20 protein-coding genes and 1 pseudogene are annotated in these 25,217 nt (G+C 73.2%); 5 read left to right on the top strand and 16 right to left on the bottom strand.

Features of this window, described 5'->3' with window-relative positions; translation table 11 throughout:
• Positions 1-5: 5 nt before the first annotated feature.
• The 5 genes from dhaK to ACT3TZ_RS12435 all read right to left on the bottom strand — a co-directional run bounded on the left by dhaK (position 6) and on the right by ACT3TZ_RS12435 (position 4,082).
• Positions 6-1,019 carry a dihydroxyacetone kinase subunit DhaK gene (gene dhaK / locus ACT3TZ_RS12455; RefSeq protein WP_444583745.1) on the bottom strand — a complete coding sequence of 338 codons (1,014 nt, stop codon included), beginning with the start codon at positions 1,017-1,019 and terminating at the stop codon, positions 6-8.
• Between the two features lie 88 nt (positions 1,020-1,107).
• Positions 1,108-1,632, bottom strand: coding sequence for a hypothetical protein (locus ACT3TZ_RS12450; protein WP_444583744.1), 525 nt, complete (start codon positions 1,630-1,632; stop codon positions 1,108-1,110).
• 64 nt (positions 1,633-1,696) lie between these two features.
• On the bottom strand, positions 1,697-2,164 hold the full coding sequence (locus ACT3TZ_RS12445; RefSeq protein WP_444583743.1) for a hypothetical protein: 468 nt from the start codon (positions 2,162-2,164) through the stop codon (positions 1,697-1,699).
• A 19-nt stretch (positions 2,165-2,183) separates the two neighbouring features.
• Positions 2,184-2,756, bottom strand: a complete 573-nt coding sequence (locus ACT3TZ_RS12440; protein WP_444583742.1) for a hypothetical protein — start codon at positions 2,754-2,756, stop codon at positions 2,184-2,186.
• A 150-nt stretch (positions 2,757-2,906) separates the two neighbouring features.
• A complete protein-coding gene (locus tag ACT3TZ_RS12435) occupies positions 2,907-4,082 on the bottom strand; it encodes a carbohydrate kinase family protein (RefSeq protein ID WP_444583741.1) in 1,176 nt (391 codons plus the stop codon).
• Positions 4,083-4,318: 236 nt separating this feature from the next.
• On the opposite strand from ACT3TZ_RS12435, the gene ACT3TZ_RS12430 reads away from it, so the two are divergent.
• Both ACT3TZ_RS12430 and ACT3TZ_RS12425 read left to right on the top strand, forming a co-directional pair.
• Positions 4,319-5,164 carry an undecaprenyl-diphosphate phosphatase gene (locus ACT3TZ_RS12430; protein ID WP_444583740.1) on the top strand — a complete coding sequence of 282 codons (846 nt, stop codon included), beginning with the start codon at positions 4,319-4,321 and terminating at the stop codon, positions 5,162-5,164.
• Positions 5,161-5,451, top strand: coding sequence for a YciI family protein (locus ACT3TZ_RS12425; protein ID WP_444583739.1), 291 nt, complete (start codon positions 5,161-5,163; stop codon positions 5,449-5,451). Before ACT3TZ_RS12430 ends, ACT3TZ_RS12425 begins: the two co-directional genes overlap by 4 nt.
• A gap of 72 nt (positions 5,452-5,523) precedes the next feature.
• On the opposite strand, the gene ACT3TZ_RS12420 is transcribed toward ACT3TZ_RS12425, so the two are convergent.
• The 8 genes from ACT3TZ_RS12420 to ACT3TZ_RS12385 form a co-directional block, all read right to left on the bottom strand.
• Positions 5,524-6,030 (bottom strand): hypothetical protein, encoded by a 507-nt coding sequence (locus tag ACT3TZ_RS12420; protein ID WP_444583738.1) that lies wholly within the window; start codon positions 6,028-6,030, stop codon positions 5,524-5,526.
• Between the two features lie 67 nt (positions 6,031-6,097).
• Positions 6,098-7,012: a LysR family transcriptional regulator gene (locus tag ACT3TZ_RS12415; protein ID WP_444583737.1), complete on the bottom strand. Its 915-nt coding sequence runs from the start codon at positions 7,010-7,012 to the stop codon at positions 6,098-6,100.
• Between the two features lie 67 nt (positions 7,013-7,079).
• Complete coding sequence (locus tag ACT3TZ_RS12410; protein ID WP_444583736.1) at positions 7,080-7,547, bottom strand: DUF3817 domain-containing protein; 468 nt, start codon at positions 7,545-7,547, stop codon at positions 7,080-7,082.
• Between the two features lie 1,185 nt (positions 7,548-8,732).
• Positions 8,733-10,085 carry an LLM class flavin-dependent oxidoreductase gene (locus ACT3TZ_RS12405; RefSeq protein WP_444583735.1) on the bottom strand — a complete coding sequence of 451 codons (1,353 nt, stop codon included), beginning with the start codon at positions 10,083-10,085 and terminating at the stop codon, positions 8,733-8,735.
• A 296-nt stretch (positions 10,086-10,381) separates the two neighbouring features.
• Positions 10,382-11,428 (bottom strand): LLM class flavin-dependent oxidoreductase, encoded by a 1,047-nt coding sequence (locus ACT3TZ_RS12400; protein ID WP_444583734.1) that lies wholly within the window; start codon positions 11,426-11,428, stop codon positions 10,382-10,384.
• Positions 11,429-11,864: 436 nt separating this feature from the next.
• Positions 11,865-13,025 (bottom strand): transporter substrate-binding domain-containing protein, encoded by a 1,161-nt coding sequence (locus tag ACT3TZ_RS12395; protein WP_444583733.1) that lies wholly within the window; start codon positions 13,023-13,025, stop codon positions 11,865-11,867.
• 83 nt (positions 13,026-13,108) lie between these two features.
• A complete protein-coding gene (locus ACT3TZ_RS12390) occupies positions 13,109-14,029 on the bottom strand; it encodes an amino acid ABC transporter ATP-binding protein (RefSeq protein WP_444583732.1) in 921 nt (306 codons plus the stop codon).
• A complete protein-coding gene (locus ACT3TZ_RS12385; RefSeq protein WP_444583731.1) occupies positions 14,026-15,222 on the bottom strand; it encodes an amino acid ABC transporter permease in 1,197 nt (398 codons plus the stop codon). The genes ACT3TZ_RS12390 and ACT3TZ_RS12385 overlap by 4 nt, the downstream gene beginning before the upstream one ends.
• Before the next feature lie 166 nt (positions 15,223-15,388).
• On the opposite strand from ACT3TZ_RS12385, the gene ACT3TZ_RS12380 reads away from it, so the two are divergent.
• The 3 genes and pseudogenes from ACT3TZ_RS12380 to ACT3TZ_RS12370 all read left to right on the top strand — a co-directional run bounded on the left by ACT3TZ_RS12380 (position 15,389) and on the right by ACT3TZ_RS12370 (position 21,052).
• Positions 15,389-18,163 carry an FAD/NAD(P)-binding protein gene (locus ACT3TZ_RS12380; protein WP_444583730.1) on the top strand — a complete coding sequence of 925 codons (2,775 nt, stop codon included), beginning with the start codon at positions 15,389-15,391 and terminating at the stop codon, positions 18,161-18,163.
• Positions 18,164-18,451: 288 nt separating this feature from the next.
• Positions 18,452-20,470: pseudogene (locus ACT3TZ_RS12375) on the top strand (PhoX family protein); the annotation flags it as partial.
• Complete coding sequence (locus ACT3TZ_RS12370) at positions 20,468-21,052, top strand: S-layer homology domain-containing protein (RefSeq protein ID WP_444583780.1); 585 nt, start codon at positions 20,468-20,470, stop codon at positions 21,050-21,052. The pseudogene ACT3TZ_RS12375 and the gene ACT3TZ_RS12370, both read left to right, overlap by 3 nt.
• A 156-nt stretch (positions 21,053-21,208) precedes the next feature.
• On the opposite strand, the gene ACT3TZ_RS12365 is transcribed toward ACT3TZ_RS12370, so the two are convergent.
• The 3 genes from ACT3TZ_RS12365 to ACT3TZ_RS12355 form a co-directional block, all read right to left on the bottom strand.
• Positions 21,209-22,879: a carbohydrate-binding domain-containing protein gene (locus tag ACT3TZ_RS12365; protein ID WP_444583729.1), complete on the bottom strand. Its 1,671-nt coding sequence runs from the start codon at positions 22,877-22,879 to the stop codon at positions 21,209-21,211.
• A gap of 709 nt (positions 22,880-23,588) precedes the next feature.
• Positions 23,589-24,446 (bottom strand): polyphosphate polymerase domain-containing protein, encoded by an 858-nt coding sequence (locus ACT3TZ_RS12360; protein WP_444583728.1) that lies wholly within the window; start codon positions 24,444-24,446, stop codon positions 23,589-23,591.
• The coding region (locus tag ACT3TZ_RS12355; RefSeq protein ID WP_444583727.1) for a DUF4956 domain-containing protein at positions 24,443-25,217 on the bottom strand (775 nt) is incomplete at its 5' end. The genes ACT3TZ_RS12360 and ACT3TZ_RS12355, both read right to left, overlap by 4 nt.

The following is a 25,217-nucleotide window of genomic DNA, read 5'->3' as shown; positions in this document are numbered from 1 at the left end:
GGTCCTCACTCCTTGGTGTCGTTCTCGTCCCAGCGCAGGGCCGGGGTGTGCACGGGCGCGTCCCACAGCCGCGTCAGCTCCTCGTCCAGCCGCAGCAGGGTGAGGGAGGCGCCGGCCATGTCGAGGCTCGTGACGTAGTTGCCCACGAGGTGCCGGGAGACCTCCACGCCGTGCTCGGCGAGGATCCTCGAGGCATCGCGCGCCAGGACGTACAGCTCGAGCAGCGGGGTCGCTCCCATGCCGTTGACCAGCAGCAGCACGGGGCCCTCGCCGGGCAGCTCCTCGAGGATCGGGTCCAGGAGGGTGCGGGCCAGGTCCGATGCCGGCGCGATGGTCTCGCGCCGACGGCCGGGCTCGCCGTGGATGCCGATGCCGATCTCGACCTCGTCCTCGCCCAGCTCGAAGGAGGGCTTGCCATTGGCCGGGACGGTGACGGGCGTCAGGGCCAGGCCCATCGACCGGGTGCGGGCGTTGACGCGCTCGGCGATCTCGGTGACCTCGTCGAGGGACCTCCCCTCCTCGGCGGCGGCGCCCGCGATCTTCTCCACGAGCGCGGTGCCGGCGACGCCACGGCGACCGGCGGTGTAGGTCGAGTCCTGCACGGCCACGTCGTCGTTCGTGATGACGGTGCGCACGGCCGTCCCGGACTCGGCGTCCGCGAGCTCCGCGGCCATCTCGAAGTTCATGATGTCGCCGGTGTAGTTCTTCACGATGTAGAGCACGCCCGCGCCGCGGTCCACGGCGGCGGTCGCGGCCTGGATCTGATCGGGCACGGGGGAGGTGAACACCTCGCCGGCCGCAGCGGCATCGAGCATGCCGTGGCCCACGAAGCCGCCGTGCAGGGGCTCGTGCCCGCTGCCGCCGCCGGAGACGAGGGCGACCTTGCCCTGCTCCTTGGGCTCGGCGCGCAGGACGAGGCGGTTGTCGAGGTCGACCCGGAGCGTACGGGGGTGGGCCAGGGCCATCCTCTCGAGCGCATCCGCGACGACGGTGTCGGGGGAGTCGATGAGCTTCTTCATGTCTCCGACGCTACTCCGTGCGGTGGCCCCCGTCATGGGGTCGGAGGTCCCGGTGCGGGGGGATTCCCGGGGCGGCGGGACCGCGGACTCAGTGCGACGGATGCGGCGGGGTCTGCGGCGGCAACTGCGGCGGTCGAGCCGGCCGTCGGCCCGCGCGCCGAGCCGCCGCGCGGGCGAGGACCGTCGTCGCCCGGGTCCGCGAGACGGGCACGAGCAGCGCGAGGAGTGCCAGGGCCACCCCGAACAGGGAGCCGCCGGAGAACACCCAGATCACCAGCAGCGGCAGCCCGCCGGCCTCGACGGCCTCACCGGCGGCGGCGGTGGTGGCCGGCGGGAGCAGGCCCCGCAGCAGCAGGGCTGCGAGGACCGCCAGGTTCACGCTGCCCAGGAGCGCGGCCCTGCGGCCCGTGCCGCGGGCGACCGGGTTGCGCCGTTGCAGCAGGCCCACCGCGACGAGCCCGAGCGACATGGTGACGTAGCCCAGCGCGGGCACTCCCACGAGCACGAGCAGATCCAGAAGCCCCAGGAAGCCGAGGAACCAGGCGATGCGGCCGTCCTGGGAGGCGCGTGCGGGGAAGTCCTCCGGCCGGACCGGGGCGCGCGGTGCGCTCATCGGGCGGCCTGCTCCCGGAGCGGCACCCGGATCGCGAACGGCCCGGGACGGCCAGGGGCAGTCCTCATCGGCGTGCGAGGGCGCGCGCGGCCCGCGCGCGGGAGATGGGGGCGATCAGCGCCATCACCCCCAGGGTGATCCCCACCAGTGGCGCGAGCATGACGATGTAGACGGTTCCGGGGAAGACCAGCATCACATCGAAGGGTTCGGCCGTCTCGACGGTGGCTCCTGTGAGCGCGGTCCGTACTCCCAGGACCGCCGCGAGCAGCAGCAGGTGGGCCCCGCCGACGATCGCCGCGCGACGTCCGGTACGACGGGCCACCGGATTCGTCCGCTGCAGGAGGCCGAGGATCACCCACGCCACGGACATCGAGATGTACCCGAGGAACGGTGGACCGCCGACGAGGACGAGCACCCCGAGGACCCCCAGGAACCCCGGGAGCCACGCGATCCGCCCGTCGGTCAGCATCGAGCCCGGGAAGTCCTCGGGGGTGGTGGCGTGAGGGCCGGCCGCAGGCGTCGACGTCGTCATGGCGGGGGTCCTTCCGAGGTCAGTGTCCTGGAGGGGACGGCACAGGCGTGGTCGCGAGGATCTTCGCGGCCCTGTCCCGGGACACCGGACGCACGAGGGCGATGATGCCCATGACGACGCCCGTGATCGGCCCGCCCAGGATCATCCAGATCCCGAAGGGGATGGCGATGAGGGCAGCGATCGGCGGCTCAGGAGTGGGCTCCCGGGGGAGCCCGAAGAAGAGCAGCCCGAAGAAGATCGGGACCGACGCGAGGACCGTCGCGCCGAAGATCGCCGCATTGCGCCCGGTCCGTGCGGCCACCGGGTTCTTCTTCCGCTGCAGCAGGCCCAGCACGATCATCGTGATCGACATCGCGAGGGCGGCGATGACGGGGAATCCGAGGACCCCGAGCAGCCCGAGCGCCCAGGCGATCCGCCCGTCGTTGCCGACGGTCGTGGGGAAGTCCTCGGGAGAGGGGGCGGAGGGGAACGGAGCGGGCGCCGTCCCGGTGGGTGGTGGCGTCGGACCGGCAGGTCCGGGCGTCGACGGAGCAGGCACGGGCCCGGTGGGCAACGGGCCGGGCGTCCGGGCGCCGGGAGCGGGATGGGTCATGGCGGCAGACTACCGGTCCCCGTGTCGCCGATCACATCGGCGGCGACGACCGCGGTGCCGACATTCGCACCGACGAGGGCCCTGACGGCCACGCCACCGGGTGCACGCGGTCCTGAGCCCCGGCGCCCCGCGGTCACGGGGCCCCGGCGGTCAGGCCCCCGCGTCCGAACGCAGCGCGAACGTGCCCTGGGCCCGGCGACGCCCCTGCACGGGATGATCGGGCACCAGGTCGTCGAGGAAGCGGTACCGGTCGCGGGTGTAGGCCGCGCGGAGGTCGCCCTCGTCGGCCGTGCGGGTCATGCAGCGCCACCAGTCGGAGATGTCGCCCCAGCCGGGAGCGGCGAGCGAGCCGCCGAACTGCTGGACCGCGAGCGCCGAGCACAGCGAGGCGAACTTCAGGCGATCGTGCAGGGGCTGCTCGGCGAGCGTGCCCAGGGTGATCGCCGCGGTGAACACGTCGCCTGCGCCGGTGGTGTCGAGCGCGGTGACGGGCACCGCCGGGCAGTACGCCTCCTCGCCCGTCGTCGCGTCGATCGCGTAGCTGCCCGAGGCCCCGTCGGTCACGACCGCGAGGGGCACCCGCTCGGCGAGGGCGCGCACCGCACGGTCCGGGGTCTCGGTGCGGGTGTACCGCATGGCCTCGACGGCGTTGGGCGTGAAGGCGTGGCAGTGCGCCAGCGGCGCGAGGTCCGCGGGGTCCCAGCGCTCCGTCTCGTCGTAGCCGATGTCGGCGATGATCCGGGTGCCCTGCGCGGCCAGCTGCGCCCACCACGACGTCTCGCCCGCGAGGTCGACGATCGCGACCCGGGCCCGCGGCGCACCGCCCACGAGGTCGCTCAGCGGCTCCGGCAGCGGGTGGCCGTGGGTGACCATCGCCCGATCCCCGTCGGTCGCGATCGACACCGTGAGGGAGGAGTGGAAGCCCGCGAAGCGTCGCGAGGCGGACAGGTCGATGCCCTCGTCGTGGGACAGCGTGTCCCACATCCAGTCCGCATACGCATCGTCGCCGAAGCCCGCCACCAGCCCCGTGCGCAGCCCCAGGCGCGCCGTCGCGGTGGCGAGGTTGGCGATCCCGCCGGGGCACGAGCCCATGCCCTCGGACCACAGCTCCTCGCCGGGCCGGGGCATCCGGGCCAGTCCCGTGAACACCAGGTCGAAGAACACGGTGCCCGAGAGCAGCACGTCCAGCGGCGGATCCGCGGGGGTGCGGGTCGACGCCAGCGGGTCCCAGTCGCGCTCGGGTGCGGCGTCCGGGGTGATGCCGGCGCGCGGTGGGACAGCGGACGCAGCGCGGTCCGCAGGAATCGTGGTCTCGCCGTCGTCCATCGTCTGCGTTCCCTCCGTGCCCGGCGCGGCCGGTCGCCCGGCTCCCGCCCGGCGTCGCGTGCCGCGAAAGACCGTCGGCCCTGAGCCTTCCACATCGTCCCGCCCGCCGCACGACCGGTGCGGATCGTGTGAAGCCTTGCCGGATCCTCCGCGTCCGGCGCGGGGCCGGGCCGGTGAGTCGTAGCCTCAAGAGGTTCCACCCGCCTCAGCCCCCGCGCACTCAGGAGACCCCGCACGTGAACTGGCTCCACGCCGTCATCCTCGGCATCGTCGAGGGCATCACCGAGTTCCTGCCGGTCTCCAGCACCGGCCACCTCACCATCATCGAGAAGCTGCTGGGGCACGACATCGAGGGCCGCGGGATCACCGCGTTCACGGCCGTCATCCAGATCGGCGCGATCCTCGCCGCCGTGCTCTTCTTCCGCAAGGACATCGTGCGGATCGTCATCGCGTGGTTCCGCGGACTCGCCGGGGCCGAGGCGCGCCGGGATCCCGACTACACCCTGGGCTGGGGCATCATCCTCGGATCGATCCCCGTGGCCGTCGTGGGGCTGGCGTTCCGGGACCTCATCGAGGGTGGCCTGCGCAACCTGTGGGTCGTCGCGATCGCGCTGCTCGTGTGGTCCGCGGCGATGTGGGCCGCCGACCGCATGGCCGCTCTGCGCGCGGACCCGAAGGAGATGCAGGACATCTCGATCCGCGACGCGCTGATCATCGGCGGATTCCAGGCGCTGTCCCCGCTGTTCCCAGGCGTCTCGCGCTCCGGCGCGACCATCTCCGCGGGCCTCGCGCTCGGCTACGATCGCGTGACCTCGACCCGCCTCAGTTTCTTCATGGGCATCCCGGCGCTCGTCGCCGCGGGGGCCATGCAGGCCGTGACCTCGTTCGACGACATCTCCGAGACCGTGGGCTGGGTGCCGACGATCATCGCGACCGTGGTGTCGTTCGTCGTCGCGTACGCCGCGATCGCCTGGCTGCTGCGGTTCGTCTCGAAGAATTCGTTCACCTCGTTCATCGTCTACCGCATCATCGTCGCGCTGGTCCTCATGGGCCTGCTCGCAGGAGGAGTGATCTCAGCATGAGCCTGTTCGCCGTGACCTACACGTATGCCGACGACACCGCGCGCCTGGACGAGCACCGTCCCGAGCACCGCGCCTTCCTGCGCGGCCTGCACGAGCGCGGGGTGCTCAAGGCCTCGGGCCCCTGGGCCGACGACGGCGCGCCCGGCGCGCTGATCATCGTCCAGGGCGAGTCCGTCGAGGACGTCCTGGCGGTGTTCGACGAGGACCCGTTCCGCCGTGAGGGCCTGGTGGCCGGTCGCGTGGTGCGGCCGTGGAACCTCGTGATCGGGGCGTTCGCGCAGGAGTGAGGGGCGGGGCGCCGGGTCGGCGTTCCCGGCGGGCTCCGGACCGTCGGACCGGAGACGCGCGCGGCGTCCGGGTCAGGCCGTGGGGGAGGACGAGTCCGAGGCGTCCTGGACCGGCTCGTGGGCGCGGGCGTCGAGGTACTGGCCCACGGTGGCCCGGCGCACGATCTCGTCGCCCACGATCACCAGCGGGATCGCGCCGCGTCCCCCGCTGCAGTCGAGGAACGACGCCGCCTCCGGGTCCCGGTACACGTTGACCCAGGACACGTCGTCCCGATCGCCCCGGACGGCCGTCTGCAGGCGCGCCGACAGCGGATCCCCGGGGGCCCACAGGATGATCGCGTGGCCCGGATCGCGGCGGGCGATCGCGTCGGCGAAGGGGACGTGCTGACCGCTGCGCAGCGGCGACGTCCAGTACGCCATGAACAGCGTCAGGAGTGCGAGGACGATGGCCGCGATCGTCTGGCCCACGAGGTACAGCAGGACCGCGGCGGCGAGACCGCCGAGCAGGAACAGGACCGGCCGCAGCCAGGCGCGGGCAGGGATGCCCTCGGTCTGCGGTGCGGACCCTCGCTCGGTCATGGGACCAGCCTAGCCCGCGCCGCCTGGGACCGACGGGCCCGTGAACCCGTGTGCCGGGGCCGGATCCTCAGATCAGCGCGGCCTCGACCGCGCGCTCGGAGGTCTCGGCGACCAGGGCGTCCCGCAGCGCGGCCACGGCCGGGATCGACAGGGCGCCTCGCCGGTTGATGAGGCCGATCGTGCGCGGGACCAGCTCGGGCAGCGCGCGCACCACCACCTGGTCCGAGGGCGAGGCCTCGAGCGTGATGTCGGGCAGCAGGGCCACGCCCGCACCGTGGGTGATGAGGCGCTGGACGACGGTCGCGTCGTCGGTGGAGTGGCGGATCCTCGGCGTGAAACCGGCCTCCCGGGCACGCGCCACGAGGTTCGCGCGGCAGCGCTCACAGCCGGCGATCCAGTTCTCCTTGGCCAGGTCCGCGAGGGTCAGCTCGGGATCCTCCGCGCGCGGATGCTCCCGCGGCAGGATCGCCAGGACACGATCCTCGAGCAGAGGTGTCCACTCGAGGGTGCCCTCGGCGTCGATGTCGGTGCAGCCGTAGCGGAACACCATCGCCAGGTCGAGCTCGTTGTCCAGCAGGGCGGGGATCGCGTCCGGCGGCTCGAGCTCGGCGAAGGACACCTCCACCTTGGGGGCCACCTCCGACATGCGCGCCAGCGCCGGCGGCAGGAACACCGCGGCGGCCGACGGGAAGGTCGCGAAGCGCACCCGGCCGCGGCGCAGGGCCGTGATGTCGGCCAGTTCCTCCTCGGCGGCATGCAGCTGCGCGGCGATCGACTCCGCGTGGATGGACAGGCGGTGCCCGGCCTCGGTGGGGGTCACGCCGGAGGAGCTGCGCAGCAGCAGCTGGGTGCCGACCTCCTTCTCGAGGGCGGCGAGGTGCTGGGACACGGCGGGCTGCGTCCACCCGAGCTCCCGGGCACCCGCACCGATCGAACCGTTGCGCACCACGGTGCGGAAGATCAGCAGTCGTCGAGGATCCATCCGAGCAGTGTACGAGCAGGACCCTAGGAATGCTTATGGGGTGAGCGGGTCCACATCCTCGGAGTGGTCAGTGGCCCATCTGGGTGGGCGGGCCCGCGATGAGCAGGGCCACGAAGACGACCACCACCACGGCCAGGCCGATGAGCCCTGCCGCGACGGGGCGGCGCACGGCCGCGGCGACGACCGTCTGGAGCGGGCCGCGGGCGGGCTCGTCCCGCAGCCGCCAGCTGCGGCCCAGCAGCCCGCGACGCTCGGCCCAGCGCTCGAAGGGCCATGTCAGGAACGGGATGATCGCCGAGCCGATGCCCAGCAGGACGGTGCCCGCCTTCCACCGCTGATCGATCGCCACCAGCACCGTGACCAGCACGTACGCGAGGAACGCGAAGCCGTGGATGGGCCCGGCGACGCTGACCACGCCACCTCCGGCCTGCAGCACGTACTTCACGAACATCCCGATGAGCAGGAGCGCCCACGTGATCATCTCGGCCACGGCGAGGACGCGGAACAGTCGGGCAGGAGTGGAGAACAGGCGCATGGGTGCTTCCGGATCGGGCGGTCGGCGGGACCGGGTGGGGATCGTCCCGCGGAGGTCGCGGGCGGCGCCCGTGGACCGGGCGTGAGCGGGTAGGGGCCATCGTCGCATCGTCGGCTGATCGTGGACTGCGGGGGTGGTGGGTGGGTGCGGGTGCGGCGGGGTGAGGGTGAGGGGGGAGGACGGTGCCGTGGGTGATGGGGCGGGCCAAGCGGGGGGGGATGCGCGTCGAGTGGTGGAGCGGGCCGAGCGGGGGTGAGCACACGTCGGCGTCCAGTGCAGTCACGCCTGCACCGGTGCAGGTGTTGACTGCACTGGACGCCGGTGAGTGCACGCCGGGGTGGTCGGACGCGATGTCGGGGGAGCGCCGGGCGGGTGCGAGATCAGCTTGCTCAAGGGGTGCCTTCAACCCGGGGCGGGCCAGGGCGTGCCAGGCCAGGGCAGATCAGGCCGGGCCGGGCTGGGGCAGGGCAGGGCGGGGTCGGCCGGGGCAAGGCAGACGGGGCCAGGGCAGACCAGGCCAGAGGGGCCGGGCGGGGGCGGGCCGGGCGATCACGGACCGGGCCGGGCGGGGGCGGGCCGGGCCATCGTGGGCCAGGCCGGACCGCGGCAGGACAGGCAAGCCTGACCCGAACGGGCCGGATCGGATAGGACTGGGCGAGGCCCGGGCAGCTCGGGCCGGGCGCGTGCCGGCGCCCGTGCTTGGGTACGTGGAGCGTGGCCGGTGGGGCCGGTTGCCCGTGCTCAGGCTCGGTGGGATCGAGGCCGGATCGGTGGGTTGGGCTGTGGGCGTGCACTCACCGGCGTCCAGTGCCATCGCGTGCGCACCGGTGCAGAGGTGGTGGCACAGGACGCCGGTGAGTGCACACCGCGGTGCGGAGCGCCCGCCGCTGACCGCCCATCGGAAGGACACCCGCTCCGAAGGGCCCGCTGCTGGACTCACGTCTCGGAATGCGGGCCAGGCATGTCCGTTGCGGGAGCCGGAACGCACGGAAGGAGCCGCTGGCGCCCCGCTCTCGCCGGTCCTGGGCTCGGTCGTCCTTCGGCGCCGGTCGATCTGGCCATCTCCGTCATGTCGGCCACGTTCGTCGCTCCGACGAACCCCATCACTCCGGCAGTGCTTGGCAGTCCGGTGAATCCCGACGCCCCGGTGGTGCCGGATGTCGCCGGCCGTCGCCCACGTCGCCGTCACTCCGGGATCGGCAACCCCAGGTTCTCGCGCAACGTGTGGCCCACGTACTCGGGCGGGTAGACGCCGCGGTCCTGCAGGCGGGGCACCAGGTGGTCGACGATGTCGTCGAGGCCCGTCGGGATGAGCCACGGCGTGATGTTCAGGCCGTCGATGGCGCCCACCGCGGCGTACTGCGCGAGGCGGTCGGCCACGGTGTCGTAGCCGCCGACGAACGCGCCGCGGCGCCCGCCCTGCTTGTCGCGCACGAACTGCAGGATCGACCAGTCGTTGGCGGCGGCGATCTCGCGCCACTCCCGGGTCAGCTCCTGGGCCTTGCCGAACTGGAAGCCCGAGCCGCGCGTCACGTCGGACTCCTCGACCTCCGGCGGCACGTCGGGCAGGGGCCCGTCGGGGTCGAAGTCGGAGAGGTCGCGGCCCCAGAACTGCTCGAGATAGGCGACGGCCTGCTGCGGGCCGATCTGCTGCTCGCGCAGCCACACCAGCTTGTCCTCCGCCTCGGCATCGGTCGCGGCCAGCACGAACTCGGCACCGGGCATGATCTGGACCGCGCCCGGGTCGCGACCTGCGGCGATGCTGCGCTCGACGATGTCGCGGCGGAACTCGGTGGCACCGTCGAGGTCGCCGTACGGGGAGAAGATGACGTCGGCCGTGCGGGCGGCGAAGTCCCTGCCCGTGGGGGAGACACCGGCCTGGAACAGCACCGGCTCGCCCTGCGCCGAGCGGGGCAGGGACCCCTGGGCGCGGACGTCGTAATGCTGTCCGTGGTGGTCGATGGGCAGGCCGCGCCAGTAGCGCTGGGCGATCTCGACGAACTGCGCGGCGTGGATGTAGCGGTCCTCGTGGTCGAGGTAGCCGCCGCGGCGGAAGTTCTCACCCGTCCATGCGTTGTCCGTGGTCACGACGTTCCAAGCCGCTCGGCCACCGGACAGCAGGTCGAGGGTCTGCAGCCGACGCGCGAGATCCACCGGGTCGTTGTAGGTGGTGTTCTGGGTGGCGACGAGGCCGATGTCCTCGGTGATCGTCGCCAGCGCCGCGAGCAGGGTCTGCGCGTCCGGCCGGCCGGCGACATCGAGCTCGAGGGGGACTCCGCGGTGCTCTCGCAGCCGCAGCCCCTCGCCGAGGAAGAATGCCGCGAAGATGCCGCGCTGGGCGGTGCGGACGATGTGCGCGAAGGAGTCCCAGGCGACCTGGTCGCCGCTCTCGGGCAGGCGCCACACGGTGGAGGAGTTCACGCCCTGGAAGAAGATGCCGAGCTGCAGGGTGCCGGACGGCGTGTGCTCGGGGTGGATCGGGTGGGCGGCCGAGCCGGGTGCGGCGGCGGTGCGGTCGGGGGCGGTGGTCGAGGTCATCGGGTCTCCTCGGTGGTGGCGGTGGATGGGGCGGGGCCTGCGCGATTGGTGCTGGTGCTGGTGCGGGTCGGTTGGGTCGCGAGGATGGCGTCGGTGCGGTGCGGTGCGGTGCGGTGCGGTGCGGTGCGGTGCGGTGCGGTGCGGTGCGGTGCCGTGTCGTGCCGTGCGGAACGGAGCGGTGGCGGCCGGTCGGGATCGGGGGATGGAGGTGGACAGGTGCGGAGCTGGAGGGCCGGAGATGCCGCTGCGGACCGAATGCGGGGACGGGCGCCCCGGCGGCAGTCGTGCCCGTGGGGTCAGGCGACCTCGGCGCGGCGGGCGCGGTCCGAGCGCCGTGAGGGGTCGATGACGACGTCGGGACGGGCGAGGCCGAGCTGGTCCCGCAACGTGTCGCCCGCCGATGGGGCAGGCGCGATCAGCCCCTCCTCGCGCAGCGCGGAGGCGGCGGCGGAGACCCGGGCGGCGAGGTCGGCGGCGGGATCGAGGCCGATGAGACGGACGATCACAGGAGCAGGAGCAGGAGCAGGAGCAGGAGCAGGAGCAGGAGCAGGTGCAAGGGCCGCGGTCGGGCTCGCTGATGTCGAGGTGGTCGGCCCGCTCGTGGTCGCGTCGGGTGCACCGTGTGCGACGCCTTCCGGCGATCCGATCACCGCGCGGACTGCCGCGGCGATCTCCCCGGCCTCCGCGCCGCCGGCGACGTGCACGTCCAGGACGCGCCCATCGGCCAGGGCCGTCGCCTCGTCGCCGACGACCTCGCGGTCCTCGTCGGCCACGAGCACCGGCACGAGGCCCTGCGGGGAGCGGGGTGTGATCGAGGGGCCGCGGACGCTGAACGTCGCGCCCTCGAAGTCCGCGTACTGCAGGCGGGTCGCGTCGATGTAGACGCCGCGGGTGGTGTCGCGCACCACGGCGTCGTCGGTCCAGGAGTCCCAGACGAGGCGTTGGGCGGCGATCACGTCGGCGACCTCGCGCTGCGTGGCGTCGGCGTCCAGGAGCTCGCGGCCCACGGCGACGGCGGTCGCCTCGTCGGTGCGGGCCTCGACGAGCCAGCCTGCACGGCCCGCGCTGACGTGGTCCAGGCTCATGAGCTGGGTCGCGAGGTGGAAGGGCTCGACGTAGACGGCATCGGTGCGAGGGATCAGCGCGATCGCGCTCGTCGCGGGGGCGAGGGACGCGGCGATGTGCACGGGGTGCGGGCCTCCGTCGCTCAGGGTCAGGGCGCCGATCCCGGCGGCCTCGAGCCCGCGGGCCAGGCTCTGGACGGGCCCGAGCAGCGCGGGGGTGGTGACGAGGTCGACCGCCAGCAGCGGCGGTCCGGCGGGTGCGGGGTGGGGCGTGGTCATCGGGTGCTCCTCGGGGCGGTGCGGAACGGGGTGGTGGTGTCCATGGTCGCGGTCGTGATGGCCCGGGCGGGGGCCGCGGGCGTTGCGACAGTGGTGGTGGCGGCGGTCGCTGGGACCGTGTCCGTGGTGTCCGTGGTGTCCGTGGTGTCCGTGGTGTCCGTGGTGGCCACGAGGACGTTGGCGGGGCTGGCGGGCCCGGAGTGCCGGTGCGACGTGCCGAGGCTGGGCAGGATCGGCGCGTGCCATGGGGTGACGGGACGTCCTCGTTCACGTGTGCCGTATATGGGCCGTGCTGAGCGAAGTGGTCCCGCACGCAGCGGACTCCGGATGCCCAACGGGCCCGCGCCCCCGCCCAGAGGCAGGTTCCCGGTCGGAATCGACCCGTCGCCCGGCGGCAGACCCCCGCCCGCCAGCAAGCCCCCGCGCCCCGCCCTGCTCACGGGTTCTCCGCGGTGTGGACGGCGGACTCGGTGACGGCCTCCTCCGTCAGCCCCCAGCGCTCGAGGACCTGGCCGTAGGTGCCCTCGGCGATCAGGGCGTTGATCGCCTTGGCGTAGGGATCGGCGAGGCCGCTCCCGCGCGGGAACGTCGCGGCGACCAGGGTCTGGTGGGGCCATCCGGCGTCCACCTTGCCCTGGGTCACGAACTCCTCGCGCTTGCTGGCCGTGTAGGTCAGGCTCGCGAACGGCGCGAAGTAGGCGTCGATGCGACCGGATCCGAGGGCCAGGAGCACGTCGGCGTCCGAGGAGTAGTTCTTGAGCTCGGCGGGCTCCTTGCCCTCCGAGGTCAGCTGCTCGTTCCACGCCGTCAGGATCTTCTCCTGGTTGGTCGCGTTGCCCACCGCGATGATCCGGCCGGTGATCGACTCGGCGTCGCTCAGCTCGAAGTCCGCGTCCTTGCTGGCCAGGAAGGTCATGAAGGCCGCGCGGTACGAGGCGAAGTCGAACTTCTGCAGACGCTCCGCGTTGATGCCGACGTTGGAGTGCACCACCTCGTACTCCCGCGCCTCGAGCTTGAGCGGCCAGTTCTCCCAGCTCGTGAGCTGCACGTCCAGCTCGAGGCCCAGCTTGTCGGCGGCGAGCCGCGCGATGTCGACCTCGGAGCCGATGGTGGTCTTGTTGTCGTCGGCCAGGAAGCTCAGCGGCGGGGTGCCGCCCGCGCTCGTGGCCATCGTGAGCTTGCCGTCGGCGGCGATCTCCGGGGGCACGAGCGCGGCGATCGCCTCGTCCTTGGTCGAGCGGATGAGCTTCTGGGTGCCGCTGGTGTCGACCGTGCCGGTCGAGGCGCCGCCCCCGTCGGAGGCGCCGGTCGCCGCGCCGCCCGCAGCGCCGCTGTCCGCCACGGGATCCGCGCAGGCCGCGAGCGCGAGGCCCGGGAGCAGCAGGCCGGTGATGGTCAGGGCCCGTCGGCTCAGGTGCGCGGGCGCGCTGGCGATGGGGTCGGCGCTGTCGGGGCGCCGAGCGCGGGAACCGCGGACTGCGTCGGAAGCACGAGGCTCCCGGCCCGGGCGAGAGGCGTCGACGAAGCGGGCGAGGCGACCGACGCCGGAGGTGCGGGACGTGCGCGGGGCGCGGTCGGGACGGCGGGGAGAGGTCATGGGAAGGCTCCGATGCTGGTGGTGCGACGCCCGGCTGCGATGCGCGACGGGCGTGGTCGATGGATGGTGGCGACGGCCCCGCGTCAGTGCACGCGGGCCAGGAAGGCGCGGGTGCGTTCGTGCTGCGGGTGGTCGATGACCTCAGTGGGCGGGCCCTGCTCGACGATCACGCCGTCGTCCATGAAGACGACGGTGTCGGCGACATCGCGGGCGAAGGCGACCTCGTGGGTGACGATGACGAGCGTGGTCCCGGCCTCGGCGAGATCGCGGATCACGGTCAGCACCTCTTCGACGAGCTCGGGGTCCAGGGCGCTGGTGGGCTCGTCGAACAGCAGGACGTGGGGGTCCAGGGCCAGAGCCCGGGCGATGGCGACCCGCTGCTGCTGGCCGCCCGAGAGCCGGCGGGGGTACTCGCCGGCCTTGTCGGCCAGGCCCACGCGCTCCAGGAGCGCCCGGGCACGGGCGAGCGCCGTGGCCTTGGGCACCCCGAGGGCGCGGCGCGGCGCCTCGGCGACGTTCTGCAGCGCGGTCATGTGCCCGAACAGGTGGAAGCTCTGGAACACCATGCCGATCCGCGTGCGCTGGCGCAGCACCTCCTTCTCGGTCAGCTCGTGGAGCACGTCGCCGGAGCGGCGGTAGCCGATCAGCTCGCCGTCGATCGCGATGACGCCCGCATCGAGGGTCTCGAGGTGGTTGATGGTGCGCAGCAGCGTCGACTTGCCCGAGCCGGACGGGCCCAGGATCGCGGTGACGCCGCCGGGCTCGACGACGAGGTCGATGCCGCGCAGCACCTCGAGGTCCCCGAAGGACTTGTGGACGCCGACGACCTCGACGCGACCGCCCGTGCGCGCGGCATCGGCGGCGGAGGAGCGGTCCTGGGACGTGCTGTCGGACGGCTTGTCACCGCCCGGCGTCGTGCGGCTGGGCGTCGCACGTCCGGACGTGGTGCGGTTCGGCGTCGCGGGATCGGTGGTCCTCCGCGCGGGGGTGAGGTCGGTGGTCACAGGGAGGCCTCCGAGGAGTCGGCGGGTCGGCGGGCGGCATCGCGGCGCGCCGCGGCGTGGTGCGCGTCCCGACGGATCGCGGCGCGCAGACGCTGCAGCGGCGTGGGCGGCAGGACGCGCACCGCGCCCTTGGCGTAGTGGCGCTCGATGTAGTACTGCGCGATCGAGAGCACCGAGGTGATGACGACGTACCAGAGGGTCGCCACGAGCAGCATGGGCAGCACCTCCTGGGTGCGGCCGTAGATCAGCTGGATGGTGAAGAACAGCTCGGCGTGGGCGATCACGAACACGACCGAGGTGCCCTTGACCAGGCCGATGATCTCGTTGAACGCGCCGGGCAGGATCGCCCGCATGGCCTGCGGCAGCACGATCCGCAGCGAGCGGTCGCGCGCCGGGATGCCCAGGGCGCTGGCGGCCTCGAGCTGCCCGGCGTCGACCGAGAGGATGCCCCCGCGGATCAGCTCGGAGGCGTAGGCGGCCTGGTGCAGGCCGAGGCCCAGGATCGCGGCGAGCAACGGCGTCATGAGGTCGCTCGTGCGGGCGTCGAACAGCGTCGCGTCGGTGAACGGAATGCCGATCACGACGCGCTGGTAGAGGTAGCCGAGGTTGTACCAGAGCAGCAGCTGGACCAGCAGCGGCGTCGAGCGGAACACCCACGAGAACGTCCAGGACACGCCGCGCGCCAGCCCCGAGCCGGACAGCCGCATGAGCGCGAGCACCAGGCCCAGCCCGAAGCCGACCACCCCGGCGAGCACCGTGAGCTTGAGGGTCTCCAGGAGCCCGCGGATGATCGAGACGGCGAAGAACCATTCGCCCACCACGCCCCACTCCCAGCGGGGGTTGGTCAGAAGCGAGACGCCGATGACCGCCACGACGATTCCGGCGAGCACGGTCAGGGCGATCCGGCCCGGGTGGCGGGCCGTGACGATCCGCAGGCGGGAGGTCTCCGCGAGGGCCGGGTCGATGCGGGGTCCGGTCTCGCGACCCGATTCGGCGTGGCGACCGGACCCGGCGTCGCGACCGGACCCGGACTCGTGACTGGACCCGGCGTCGCGACCGGAATCGGGCGCGTTACCGGAGGTCGTGCCCGTCCCGGTCTCCGTGCCGTGGCCGGCGTCGGCGCTGTCGGCCGCGGTCGACCCGCCGGCGGCGGAGGCGGCCTCGTGGCCGCGCAGCGTGGGGGTGGTGGACATGGCGGGACCTTCCCGACGGTGGCGTGGGGGACGTGGCGTCGTGTGAACGTCACGTCGGCCATTTCTTGCGGTGCTGGAATCTATAAGCCACCCTAATGTGGATGCAAGGGAGGGCCGATGGCCCCTCCACATGGCGTCACACACGCACGTCGGAAAGGGAATGCACATGGTCTCGGACACCTCGGGAGGTCGCAGCGCCCCCGTGCGCCTCGTCGTCGTGGGCGGCGGACCGCGGGCCCTGGGCGTGCTCGAGCGCCTCGCCGCGAGTGCCGAGCTGCTGGAGGGCAGGGACCTGCGCATCGACCTCGTCGAACCGCACATGCCGGGCGCCGGACGCATCTGGAGCGCCGAGGAGAGCCCCCTGCTCCTCATGAACTCGCGCGCCGCCGACGTCACCATCCACACCGACGAGACCGTGACGATGGAGGGCCCTGTCGTCCCCGGCCCCACCCTCGCCGAGTGGGCCGAGGGCATCCGCTCCGGACGCATCCCCGCGCCCACTGCCGCCACGGGTCTGAAGGCCGAGATCGAGGCGCTCACCGAGGGATCGTTCGCGAGCCGTCGCCTGCAGGCGCTGTACCTCGAGAGCTACGCGGGGGAGGTGCTGGCCTCGCTCCCGGGTGAGGTGAGCGTGCACCTGCACCGGACGGTCGCCACCGGGATCGGCCCCGAGGGCCGGGCGCCGGCGGAGCCCGTGCCGGGCGATGGCGATGCCGCGATCCCGGAGAGCGGCGCGAGCACCGCGACGCCCCACCCCGCCGACGGCTGGCGCATCGACCTGGCCGACGGGCCCGCACTGCACGCCGACCTCGTCGTCCTGGCCACCGGCCACACCGACGCCCGCCTGACCCCCGCGCGCCATGAGCTGGCCGCCTTCGCGCGCCGCCACGGTGGCGCCTACGTCCCGCCCTCGCAGGCACGCGACGCGGACCTGAGCGTCATCGGCGCCGGTCAGGAGGTCATCGTCCGGGGCATGGGCCTGGGATTCGTGGACCTGCTGTCCCTGCTCACCCAGGGCCGTGGCGGGCACTTCGAGCCGTGCCCGACGCCCGCCGAGCCCGGCCGACTGCGCTACCTCCCCTCCGGCGAGGAGCCGCGCCTGTGGGTGGGCTCGCGTCGCGGCGCCCCGTACCACTCGAAGGTCACGGGCGAGGACCAGCCCGCGGGACCACGAGACCTCGCCTTCGTCACCGACGAGCGCCTGCGCGCCGCCGAGGACGCCGAGGGCACGGTGCGCTTCACCGAGGACGTCCTGCCGCTCATCGCCGCGGAGATCGCCCGGGCCGTCCCCGGGGTCCCCGGCCCCGAGGAGGATCCGCAGCTCGCGTGGCTCGACGACCCGCTGCGGTGGCTCGTCTCGGACCGCACCTTCGAGCCGCGCGGCCTCGTGCCCCCGTGCGACGTGCGCCGCCTGACCCGCGACGCCGTGGTCCGACACATCGAGAACGACCTCGCCGCCCGCACCGTCGGCGACACCCACGACGCCCGCGCCCTCTTCCAGGTGCTGCTGCGCATCACGGGCGCCCTGGTGACCCTCCTGCCGGCCTCGCGCCTGCACGCCGATTCCGCCGGGGCCTACCCGACCTGGTGGCACTCCGTGTTCAGCTTCGTGGACTCCGGTCCGCCGCCCCACCGCCTCCACCAGCTCCTGGCCCTCGAGCGGGCCGGGATCGTGCGGTTCCTCGGTCCCCGTCTGCGCGTCGAGGCCGATGAGACCAGCGGCCTGTTCGTCGCCGAGGGCGGCACCGGCGCCCGCGCCGAGGCCACCGCCCTCATCGACGCCTTCCTGCCCGAGCAGACCCTCGCCGACTCCGCCAATCCGCTGCTCCGCGACCTCGTGCGTCCGCGGGGCGTCACGGGTCGGGATGAGGTCGCCGCGGTCGTCGGCGACGTGCGCGCCGACGTGGAGAGCGCGGTCGCCGCGACCGCCGGAGCCCTCAGCGCGCTCACCGGGAGCTCCGGCGCACTCAGCACGGACGCCCTCAGCACGGGCGCCCCGACCACCGGCGCCTCCAGCATCGGCCGTGAGGCCCCCGGCACCCGGGGGCTGCTCGAGATCGACGCCGAGCAGCGGGTCGTCGGCCCCGACGGCACGCCCCGCGCGGGCCTGTGGGCCATCGGCCCGTGGACCTCCGAGCTGCCCGTCGGCGCCTTCTCGCGCCCCCGCACCAACTCTCCCGTGTTCCGGCGCAATGACGCCCTGGCCCGCCAGCTGCTACGCGCCGCCGCCGCGGGCCGCGAGCGCGCCGCTGCGGACGACGACGCCCCCGAGCACCCGGTGGCCCCCGCGTCGATCGGGATCGTGGGCCCCGGCAGGATCGGCACCGCGATCGGCCGCCTGGCCGTGCGCAGCGGGCTCGACGTGCGGATCGCCGGGCGCCTGCCGCTGGCCGAGCTGCACCGTCGCATCCCCGGGGCGCGGGCCGTTCCCCGTCCGGAGATCGGCCGCGCCGACGTGGTGGTGCTGACGGTGCCGCTGCACGTCGCGCTGCGCATCGACCCCGCGGAGCTCGCGGGCGCCGTGGTCATCGACGCGACCAATGCCTGGGGGGAGCAGGACGCCCAGGCGCTCGCCCGCCTCCACACGACGTCGACCAGCGAGGCGCTGGCCGCGCACCTCGTCGACAGCCGGGTGGTCAAGACGCTGAACCACATCGGCTACCACGACGTCGAGGAGCACATGCACCTCGCAGGCGCCGGTGCCCGGCGTGCCCTCGCGGTCGCCGGGGACGATGCCGAGGCGGTCGCCCGCGCCGCCGGAGTGCTGGACCTGCTGGGCTTCGAGCCCGTGCCGGTGGGTCCCCTCGCCGACGGAGTGCTGCTGCAGCCCGACGGCTCGCTGTTCTCGAGCTGGCGCACGCGCGACGAGCTCGAGGCCGCGCTGGACGACGCGCTGCTCACGGCGCTCGTCCACCGCGATCGGGGCGTGCGCGCGGCCTGATCCGCGAGCCGATGGACGTGCCCGCAGCGCGCCCGCCAGGGGGCGATGTCGCCGTCGTGGCAGGTCGAGGTCACCTGTCGTTCACGTCGATGTGACGCGGACGACACCCGCAGACGGAAGGGTCGGGGGTCCACGCCCCCGCCGCCCCCGGGGGTCGCATCGCGCGAAGGCCGTCCTCGGCCTCGTCGGCGTCACCTCGTCGAGGTCCCGCAGCCCGAGAGCGCGGTTCCTCGCGGGGTCGTGCCGAGCTGCGGCGTCCGGAGGGTGCCCTCCTCGAAAGGCACGTCCATGCCCCTGCGCCTGCCCCTCCTCATGAAGGACCACGTCGCCGGCAAGCGGTCGCCCGTGACCTGCGCCCTGAAGTGCGACAACCAGTGCTTCGGCCCCACCTGCAACACCTCCTCCAACGGCTACTTCCGCGACATCGCCTCCGCGGCCCTGTCCCGCCGCGCCCTGCTGGGCGGCGGCGCCGCCGGGGCCGTCGTGATCGGCGTCGCGGGCACCACCGGCCTCTCGCCCGCCGTCGCCGCGGGCCCCGGGATCGCCCCCGCCGGCCCCAACGCCCCCGCCGGCAGCCCGCTCGCGTTCACGGCGATCGAGCCCGTCAAGGCCAAGACCGACGAGTTCACCGTGCCCGAGGGCTTCGCATGGCACCCGATCATCCGCTGGGGCGACAAGCTCTGGTCCGACGCCCCCGACTTCGACTGGGACCACCAGACCGGGGAATCCCAGAAGGTGCAGTTCGGCTACAACAACGACTACACGGAGATCCAGGCGGATCCCGACTCCGACGGCACGCGGGCCGTGATGTTCGTGAACCACGAGTACACGAACGAGAACATCATGCTGCCCGAGGGCACCGACCCCTCGGTCGTCACCGAGGTGGGCCTCGCGGCCCACGGCCTGACGGTCGTGGACCTCGAGCGCGAGGACGCCACGAAGCCCTACGCCTACGTCGTCGACGGTGAGCACAACCGCCGCTTCCTCATCGACACCCCGTACACGGTGACCGGCGCCGCCGCCGGGTCCCCGCTGCTGCGCACCAAGGACGACGCCGAGGGCCGCACGGTCCTGGGCACCCTGGGCAACTGCTCCGGCGGGCTCACCCCGTGGGGAACGCTCCTGTCCGGCGAGGAGAACTTCCACGGCTACTTCCGCTCCGCCGGGACCTCTGCCGCCGACAAGCGCTACGGCCTCACCGACAAGGCCACCGCGCGCGGCTGGGAGAACGAGCACCCCCGCTTCGACACCCGCACCGAGGGCTACGAGAACGAGTCCAACCGCTTCGGCTGGATCGTCGAGGTCGATCCCTGGGACCCGACGTCCACCCCCCGCAAGCACACCTCGCTGGGCCGCTTCAAGCACGAGGGCGCCAACGTCATCATCTCCGACAGCGGCCACGCCGTCGCGTACTCCGGGGACGACGAGAAGTTCGACTACCTCTACAAGTTCGTGTCCCGCGAGAAGTACATCGAGGGCGACCGCGCCCACAACATGCGCCTGCTCGAGGACGGCGACCTCTACGTCGCCCGCTTCACCGGCAACTCGCCCAAGGCCGAGATCGACGGCAAGGGCACCGTCCCAGCCGACGGCGCCTTCGACGGCACCGGCGAGTGGATCCCGCTGTGCCTGAGCGGCCGCTCGGCCGTCGCCGGGTTCTCCGCCGAGGAGGTCCTGATCCACACCCGCCTGGCCGCCGATACCGTCCAGCCCACCAAGATGGACCGCTGCGAGGACGTCCAGCCCTCGCTGCTGACCGGCAAGGTGTACGTGGCCTGCACGAACAACTCCGACCGCGGCACGTCCGGCAAGGCCGGCGCCGATGAGGCCAACCCCCGCACCGAGAACCGCGACGGGCACATCGTCGAGATCACCGAGCAGGGCGACCAGGCCTCGACCACGTTCGACTGGAACCTGCTGCTGGTGTGCGGCGACCCCGCCCAGGGCGACGTCACCTACTTCAGCGGCTTCCCCGTCGACAAGGTCTCGCCGATCTCCTGCCCCGACAACGTCGCCTTCGACTCCGTGGGCAACCTGTGGATCTCCACCGACGGCGCCCCCGACGGGATCGGCTACAACGACGGCCTGTTCCGCGTCACCCTTGAGGGCGACGAGCGCGGACGGGTCGAGCAGTTCCTGTCCGTCCCGGCCGATGCCGAGACCTGCGGGCCGATCGTCCACGACACCGAGAAGTCGGCCTTCGTGTCCGTCCAGCACCCGGGGGAGGAGGGCTCCTACGCCGAGCCCACCTCGATGTTCCCCGAGTTCGACACGGGGCGGGGGCCGCGCCCGACCGTCGTCCAGGTGCTCCCGGTGATCGAGAAGAAGGGCTATTCCGACGTCCCCGCAGGCTCGACCTTCGCCGCCGACATCCAGTGGCTGACCGACAAGGGCATCACCGCGGGCTACCCCGACGGCACCTTCCGCCCGGGCAATCCGGTGGACCGCGGCGTGCTGGCCACGTTCCTGCACCGCCTCGCGGGCTCGCCCGCCGTGACGGCCCCGCGCACGCAGCCGTTCACGGACGTCAAGCCCGGGTCGGAGGGATACGACGCGATCATCTGGGTGCACCAGCAGGGCATCGCCCGCGGCTACGGCGACGGGACCTACCGACCCGGGAAGTCGGTGACCCGCCGGGAGTCGGCGGCGTTCCTGCACCGCTACGCCGGCAGCCCGGCCATCGCGAAGCTCACGAAGAACCCCTTCACCGACGTCCCGAAGGGGTCGTCGCTGGCCCCGGAGATCTCCTGGCTCAAGGAGACGGGCATCGCGGCGGGCCGGCCCGACGGTTCCTTCCACCCGGACGAGGCGCTGCGCCGCGACGAGGCGGCGGCGTTCCTGCACCGCGCCACCGAGGGTGCGAAGGTGACGTTCCGGCCCTCGGCCTGAGGTCGGTTCCCCGAGCACGGGTCCTGGGGCCCGGGTCGCGTCCGGGGTTCGGCCCACCGGTGGCGGAGACGTCCCGGAGCTGAGCACTGTTGCGCGCAGACACGATCGCGGGGCGCGGGTGGCACTCCCACCCGCGTCCCTCGTGCGTGTCGTCGGTCAGGAGTCGGTGCCTGCGGCCGTGTCGCTGTCCTGGCCGGGGCGCCCGCCGCCCTGGCCACCGGGGCCTCCGCCCTGGCCGCCCTGGCCCCCGCCCATCGACGTGCCGAGCTGGTCGGCCGAGGTGATCTCCGTGCCGTTGGTGGTCAGCGTCGCGCCGTCGAAGGTGATGTCGCCGTTGGCGTCGACCGGGCCGTCTCCGCCGTTGGCGGCGCTCGTGATGGTGGTGGTGCCGCCTGTCAGGGACACCGAGCCGTTGGAGTCCAGGCCGTCGGAGCCGGCGTCGATCGTCAGCGTGCCGCCGGTGATCGACAGGAGCGAGCCGTCATCGGACTCCGTGCCGCCCCCGGGGCCCCGCTGCTGGGCGGTGCCGTCGGTGGTGCCGCTGTCGGCGGATCCACCGGCGGTCCCGTCGTCGGTGGTCCCGGTCGTCCCGCTGTCCGTGGATCCGTCGGTCGAGCCGGTCGTGCCGCTGCCGGTCGACCCGTCGGTCGACCCGGTCGTGCCACTGTCCGTCGTCGTGCCGGAGCTCCCGGACTCGGCGGCGGCCTCCTCCGCGGTGGTCGCCGCGGTCGCGTTGATGCCGTCGTCCGAGGCCGTGATGCTGGTGGTCCCGCCCGCGATCATGACGTTCTGCGCCTCGAGTCCCTCGACCGAGGTGGCGACCGTGACCGTGCCGCCGCTGATCTGGAGTGCCTGCTCGGCGTCGATCCCGTCGTCCCCGGAATCCAGGGTGACGGTGCCGTTCGTGACCAGCACCCAGCCGCGGTCGGCGTCCTCGTAGTTGTCGGACTTCAGGGCGTCGCCGCCCGAGGTCACGCTGATCGAGCCGTCGAGCACGGACACGTAGTCCTTGCCGCGGATCCCGTCGTCGGCGGCGGTCACCGTCACCGTGCCCGACGCGACGACCAGGCCGTCCTTGGTGGAGATGCCGTCGTTGGTGTTCCCGGTGACCTCGAGGCTGCCGGTCCCGGCGATGGTGAGGTCCGAGGCCGACGCGATCGCGGCCACCGGGGTGGAATCGTCGGCGACCTCGTAGCCGCTGCCGTCGGCGACGGCGTTGGTGGTGCCGTCGGCGAGGTCGATCGTCACCTCGTCGGCGCTGGTCACGGCGATGGCTGTCCCGGAGGAGTTCGTGATCGACGCGCCGTCGAGGATCAGGGTCACGGTCGCATCGTCCGGGGCGGCGACGACCAGCTGGCCGTCGCCGAGCGTGCCGCTGATGCGGTACACGCCGCCGGCGGTGATGGTCACGGTCGATCCGTCGACGGTCACGTCCGAGGAGCTCGAGGTCGAGCCCGAGTCCGCGAGGGAGATCGTCTGCTCGTCGGCGGCATCCCACGTGAGGTCGTCCGCGTCGTAGTGGGTGTCGATCGCGGCGAGGTCCCCCGAGGTCACGGAGGCCACGGCGCTCGTGCCGGTGGAGCTCGACCCGGAGGTCCCCGAGCTCCCGGTGAGCGCACCGAGACTGCCGCAGGCCGCGAGGGCCAGGGTCGCGGCACCGACGCTGAGGCCCACGACGCTGCGGCGCAGAAGGCTCCGGCGCAGGGGACGGGTCGAGGGATCGGGTGAGAGGTGGGGCGTCTCCGCGGACGACGGTCGGGCCGCCGGGATTCGTGGGGCGTTGCGCGAGGCGGTTGCGCGGGGGGTGGTCGGCTCGGTGGGGGCCATGGTGGTGGGTCCTTCCGGAGTGGTGGTCTCGGTGGTGTCCGGGTCGAGGTGGTCAGCTGTTGATCGGGGTGCTGGGCTCGGTGGCCGGGTCGGCTCGGTGGATCGGGGTCGGAGCCCCCGGTGCCGGTCGGTCGGTCCGGGGACCGACGTCGGGGAGGTTGCTCTCCCTGCTGGATGGAACCAGCGTCGGATTCGCGGCTGTGCAGGGCCTATGCCTGGACGGGCGGGGATGCTGTGGGGCTGGGCGGTACGGGAGGGAGGGGTCTTCCCGAGAGGTGTGCACTCACCGGCGTCAGGTGCACAGACCCCTGCACCGGTGCGGAGGTATTGGCACTGGACGCCGACGTGTGTACAGCCGCTCGGGCAACCGGCCCGATCGAGCCGCGGAGGTCGGCGTGCGGGCCGAGGCGGCGTATCGGATGAGCGTCGAGATGGCCACCCGAGACCGCTGCCGCCGGGGTCCGCCGTTTCCCGATCGGTGTGCACTCACACCGTGCAGGGAGATGCCGTTCCTCGGTCGGTGTGCACTCACACCGCGCCGGGAGCCACGCCTCCTCGGTCCGCGTGCACGTGCTGCGGCCCGAAGGCGCGGCTCCGCGGTCCGCGTGCACTCACCGGCGCCGGGTGCAGCCACCCCTGCACCGGTGCAGGGGTGGCTGCACAGGACGCCGAACTGTGCACACCCCGTTCGGGGCTCACCCGGAAACGGTCAGGCCGCAGCGTCGACACGTCCCAGGGTCCGGTGCCACCGGTTCCCCGGCAGCTCGGGCCGCAGCAGCCCCATCCCCGTCCCGTACTTCGAGAGCCGGACAGGTCGATGCCCCAGGGACCAGAGCAGGCGGTCCGCCGCGCCGGGCCGAGTGCCGCCTTTCGTCTCGATGACCAGCAGGTCCTCGAGGCCACGGCGAAGATCCGCATCGCGGGGGTCCCACCAGGTGAGCTCGGCATCGACGGTCAGACGCGATCCCTCGTCCTCGACGAGGAGGGTCGTGCGGTCGTACGTCGTGTGGAGGACGGGCAACAGCGGACCGCTCGGCGCCGTGCAGTCCGCGGCGCTCAAGGCAGATTCTACGAAGGCACGGGCCTGAGCGCTGATCGAGGCGGGTTCCGCGTCGCGGTGGCCCGGGATCCGGACAGGGTCGGGCTCGCCCGATGCGAGGTCCGACTCCGAGCCGGTCAGCTCGATCCGCTGCTTGCTGGAGTCGCCGCGGCCGGTGCGGGTCTTGACCTCGAGGAAGGAGGTGCCGGTGTCCAGGTAGTCGCGGCGGCGCACCTTGTAGCGGCGTCGCCGGCCCGTGGCCGCGCCGTGGAACGCCTCGAGCGCCTCGGTGTCGTAGTAGGTGGAGCGGTAGCGGAAGGCCCGGCGGCCGTCGATGTCGAGCACGCGGAGACGAGGTCCGAGAGCCGCGACCAGCCGGCGCGCGGTGTCCGTGGGGACGAGGTACTTGCGGTCGGTCCGGGTCAGGAGGGCGGCGCGCGCGGTGAGCTCGTCCAGGCCGATGGGCCGCAGGTCGAGGACGGAGCGGGGGGCGCGTTCGGCGGGCGCCGTGTCGGTGCGGGTGCTCATCGGACGGCCTCGGGCGCGGGGGTGCGGTGAGCGGTGGTCCCTGGTGCGGTGGCCTGGTGAGCGGTGGTCTCGGGGGCGGTGGCTCGGGATGCCTCGGCCCGTACCCGTCCGGACTCGAAGGCCTCGGTCGCGGTGCGTGATCGGTCGGTCTGACCGACGGGGATCCGTTCGCGGTCGGGGGCGTCGAGGGGCCGCGGGCCGCTCGCGGGCCCTGGGACGTCGACGGGGACGACCCGCCCGGCGTTCGGCGAGGCACGGTGGGTCCCACCGGTCCCACCGGTCCCACTGGTCCCGCTCGTCCCACTGGTCCCGGCACCGGCACCGGCACCGACCGACTCGCGCGGGACGCGGAACCGGACGTCGACGGTGGTGGTGTCGGTCACGAGGTCGGTGCGCAGCACGGTGAAGGCGGTGACATCGGCCCCGAGGAGGTCTTCGAGGTGGTTGCGCAGCGTGCGCTCGTCGCGGATCGCGCGGTCGACGACGATGACCTGGCGGCGATGCCCGGCGAACAGCGACGGATGGTCGACCACGGCCATCGTCACGACGATCAGGGCCATGAACGCCGCCGACAGCCAGAGCGGGGAGACCCCGAGACCGCCGATCAGTCCGAGTGCCAGCACCGCGAAGTAGTAGGCGATCTCGTGCTGGGCCAGCTCGTCGGACCGCAGGCGGATGATCGACAGCACCCCGAACAGTCCGAGCCCGAGGCCCGCGGTCACCGCCGAGTTCGACAGCAGCGCCGAGACCGCGAGGACCCCCACGTTGATC

The organism is Brachybacterium sp. AOP25-B2-12, from assembly GCF_052378625.1.
Lineage (GTDB): Bacteria > Actinomycetota > Actinomycetes > Actinomycetales > Dermabacteraceae > Brachybacterium.
Note: the sequence above shows the minus strand (reverse complement) of the source record. Positions and strands in the feature narration are given on the sequence as shown.